Here is a 3,608-nt window from a genome sequence, read left to right as displayed (position 1 = left end):
CCGCCCCGGCGGGCTCGCTTCGCTCGCCTGTCGCGGGCGTTCAAGCCCCGGTGGCGGGCGCCCCGCCCTGCATGCGCGACGGCACCTGGACGATCTCCTCTCCCGGCAGGACGAGCGCGGTGAGCCGGCCGCCGTAGACGCACCCGGTGTCGAGGCCGAGGCACGCGACGCCCGCCGCGCACAGATCGCGCGTCGGCTCGGCGAGGCTCTGCGGGTGGTGTCCGTAGACGACGCGCTCGGGCCCCGTCCAGGCCACCGCCCAGCGCCGCACGCCGGGCTCGCCCGCGTCGCCGCGCACGCGTCCCACCGGGCGGCCCGCGGCGTCGACGTAGCGCAGCCGCACCATCCAGTCGGGCGGCTGCGCCGCGATCGGGATCGCGGGCAGGAACCCCGCGTGCACCGCCACCCACCCGTCGCCGAGCGCGATGGTCCGCGGCAGCGCGGCGAGCCAGGCGAGATCGTCCTTCGCGAGCGCCGCGTGCTGGGCGGCCCTGCGCGGGTCGAAGCGCACCGGGTTCTGGTGGCGGCGGTCCGAGCGGCGCCGCGCCTCGTGCGCCGCATAGCGGAGGTGCTTCTCCTCGTGGTTGCCGAGGACCGACTCGGCCCGCAGCTCGCGCGCGCGCCGCAGGACGCCGACCGGGTCGGGGCCGCGATCGAGCAGATCGCCGAGCAGGACGAGCCGGTCCCGTCCGCGCGCGAAGCCCGCCGCCCGGAGCAGGTCGTCGAGCTCGGCGAGGCACCCGTGGACGTCGCCCACGACGAGGGTGCGGCGCGGCGCGGCCATCGGGACGAGTGTAACGCCCGCCCGCCCGGGCGGCGCGGTCACCGCTCCGCGGAGGCGGGCTCGTCCCAGTAGCCGGCGTACGCCGCGATCGCCCGGGCGTCGAACGCACCGCCTGGGCGCCGGTCGACGATCCGCCACTCGCCCCCGGCGCGGGCGACGAGGTACTCGCTCACCGTGCGCAGGAGCCTGCGGGCGTCGGCCGCGGGATCGAGGTGGCGTTCCTCCACCGTGACGATGGCCGTCGCGCGGGGGCCGCGCCGCACGGCGAGTAGCTGGAAGGAGTCGAGGACGTGAGCCCGCGCGGCGTCGCGCCAGAAAGCGAGGGGGTGGGGCTCGCCCGCCGCGTCCCGGCGCTCGAGCTCGTCTCTCGTCCGCGGCGCGATGAGGCGCATCGCCGCGGCGTACTGGTCGGCCCGCACGGGCACCATGTCGCCGGCGCGGAGCGGCCCGAGCGGGCCGGCGAGGCGTACCGCATCGAGGTAGCGCACGACGACGCGCGCGGAGCCGCGCAGGAGGCTCTCTTTCGGGACCTCGCCGGAGCGCGCGAGCACCGGCTCCGGCGAGGTGGTGAGCGCGAGCGCGACGAGGAGGGCCGATGTGGTCATGGGTCGCCCCGCCCTGGCGTCCCAGGGCGCCCGGACACGTTCGGTCGCACGGCTCGCCGCCGCAATCCGCGCGTGGGGCGGCGAGCCGCAGACGCCCCGCGAGACCCTTCACGGACGGCGCTCGCCCGTTCGGCTCGGCGGGAGGCGATGGCTAGATTGGCGGACGACACCGGCCTATGCTCGGTGGCCGCGCGGGAGTCCTCTCGCGACCTGCCCACACAATGAAACAGAAGCGCGTCCTCATCGTCGAGCCGGACAACGCCTTCGCGCTCTCGCTCGCCTCGCTGTTCAGGGAAGACGGCTGCGGCACGAGGATCGTGGCGAGCGCCGGCGAGGCGGAGATCGAGATCGCCACTCGCCGTCCGGACCTCGTCGTGGCCCGGGCCGAGCTGCCCGACCTCTCCGGGTTCTCCCTCTGCGCCCGGCTCCGGCACGATCGCACGACCGCCGGCCTGCCGGTCCTCCTCTACTCTTCCGACACGCCCCCGGAGGCGCTCGCGCAACACGCCCGAACGCCCTGGGCGGCGAACGGCTACCTCGCGATGCCGCTCGACACGGACGCGCTGCGCAAGCTCTCCGCGCGCATCCTCGCCGCGGCGGCCCCGGTGGAGAGCGCGGACGACGCGGTCATCGAGCTCGGAGACGGCGACGTCGAGCGCGAGGACGGCGACGTGGAGCTCGCGGACGGACCGTCGAGCCGGGAGACCTCCGAGGCCGAGGCCGGGGCCGTCGGGGAGCTCGCGCAGGAGCCGGCGGCCGACGCGGGAGCGCCGCCGCCGATGCCGCGCCGCGCCCGCAAGACCAGCCTCACCGAGGAGGACCGGCTCTTCGTCGACCGGGTGTTCCAGTCGGTGGCGGAGCGGCACTCCCTCGCCGCGGAGGCGGACCGCCGCCCACCGCAGCGGCGCGAGCTCAAGGAGACGCCCGAGGGCCGCACGCAGCTCCTCCGCGAGGACCTCAAGTGGCGTGAGGCGCAGATCGCCCGGCTCTCGGAGGCGTGGGAGGCGCGCGAGCACGAGGTCTCCGTCTTCGACGAGCGGCTCCACGACAAGGACGTGGAGCTGCAGGCGCTCAGGGACGAGGTCGAGGAGCTCTCGCGCCGGCTCGCGGAGGCGCGCGAGCTGTTCGTCCAGAAGGAGCGCGAGTACGGCGCGTCCATCGACGGGCTGCTCCTCGAGAAGTTCGGGCAGGAGAAGGAGCTCATCGAGGTGGTCGCCGCGAACGAGCGGCGGATCCACGAGCTCGAGCGCGAGGTGCGCGCCGCGGGCGAGGCGCTGCAGGAGCGGGACGCGGCGCTCGCGCGCGCGCGGGAGGAGATCGAGGAGCTCGGCCGCGACGCGCGGGCGGAGCAGCACCGGACCGAGGCCCGCGAGCGCGAGCTGCAGGAGGAGATCTCGCGCCGGACCGAGGAGCTCTCCGTCGCGGAGGAGGCCCTCGAGGAGGCGCGCGAGGCATCGGAGGTCGCCGCCCGCGAGGCGGCGGCGCAGCTCGACGAGGCGGCGGCGCGCCGGCGGGCGCTCGAGGCCGATCTCGAGCGGACGCGCACCGAGCGCGACGCCGAGGCGCGCTCGCGCGAGGCCGCGCGGGAGGAGGCCGAGGCGCGCGTTCGGGCGGCCGAGGCGGAGCGCGAGAAGCAGCGCGCGGACGACGAGAACCGGCGCGCCGCGCTCGAGGGGCGCATCCGCGAGCTCGAGGCCGCCGTCGCCGACGGGGAGCGCGGGCGGGAGGCGGACGCCCTCGCCGCTCGAGAGGCGCAGGGGGTGCTCGAGGGGCGCGTGGCGGAGGGCGAGGCGGCCCTCCGCGAGCGTGACGGGCGGCTCAGGCTGCTCGACGACGAGTACCGCCAGTTCCGCGACGCGGCGCGCGCGCGCGAGGAGGAGCTCGGCCGCGAGGCGGAGGATCGGCTCCAGAGGCTCGGCGAGGTCGAGGGCGCGCTCGAGGCGCTCGGGCGCGCGTCGGCCGAGCGCGAGGGGGAGCTGCGCGCCGAGCTCGAGACGGCGCAGGTCGCGCTGGCGGACACGCGGGCGGCGGCGGCGAGCGCGGCGCGGGAGGCGGCCGAGGCCGCCGCCGTGCGTCAGGAGGAGGCGGAGCAGACCCTCGCTGGCGCGGAGCGCGCGCTGGGCGAGGCCCGGGTCCGGGCCGAGGCGCTCGACGGCGCGCTCGCGGAGGCGCGGGCGCGGTTCGACGAGGCCGAGGCGTCGCGCGCGGCCGAGCGCGAG

The 3,608-nt window shown here is 77.3% G+C and carries 3 protein-coding genes; 1 reads left to right on the top strand and 2 read right to left on the bottom strand.

Features of this window, described 5'->3' with window-relative positions; all coding sequences use genetic code 11:
* Positions 1-40 precede the first annotated feature (40 nt).
* Both MNY62_RS25330 and MNY62_RS25325 read right to left on the bottom strand, forming a co-directional pair.
* Positions 41-784, bottom strand: coding sequence for a metallophosphoesterase (locus tag MNY62_RS25330; RefSeq protein WP_242347107.1), 744 nt, complete (start codon positions 782-784; stop codon positions 41-43).
* 38 nt (positions 785-822) lie between these two features.
* The gene (locus tag MNY62_RS25325; protein ID WP_242347106.1) at positions 823-1,389 is read right to left on the bottom strand and encodes a hypothetical protein; all 567 of its coding nucleotides are present in this window, start codon (positions 1,387-1,389) and stop codon (positions 823-825) included.
* Positions 1,390-1,610: 221 nt separating this feature from the next.
* Here MNY62_RS25325 and MNY62_RS25320 point away from each other — a divergent pair.
* Positions 1,611-3,608: response regulator (locus tag MNY62_RS25320; protein ID WP_242347105.1), on the top strand; the 1,998-nt coding region annotated here is incomplete at its 3' end.

Origin of the sequence: Anaeromyxobacter terrae (assembly GCF_022690685.1) — a bacterium.
Classification (GTDB): domain Bacteria; phylum Myxococcota; class Myxococcia; order Myxococcales; family Anaeromyxobacteraceae; genus Anaeromyxobacter; species Anaeromyxobacter terrae.
This window is presented reverse-complemented; position numbering and strand designations above follow the sequence as displayed.

Coding starts and splice junctions, on each gene's coding strand:
- MNY62_RS25330 (WP_242347107.1), bottom strand. CDS start 784: ATGGCCGCGCCGCGCCGCACCCTCGTCGTGGGCGACGTCCACGGGTGC.
- MNY62_RS25325 (WP_242347106.1), bottom strand. CDS start 1,389: ATGACCACATCGGCCCTCCTCGTCGCGCTCGCGCTCACCACCTCGCCG.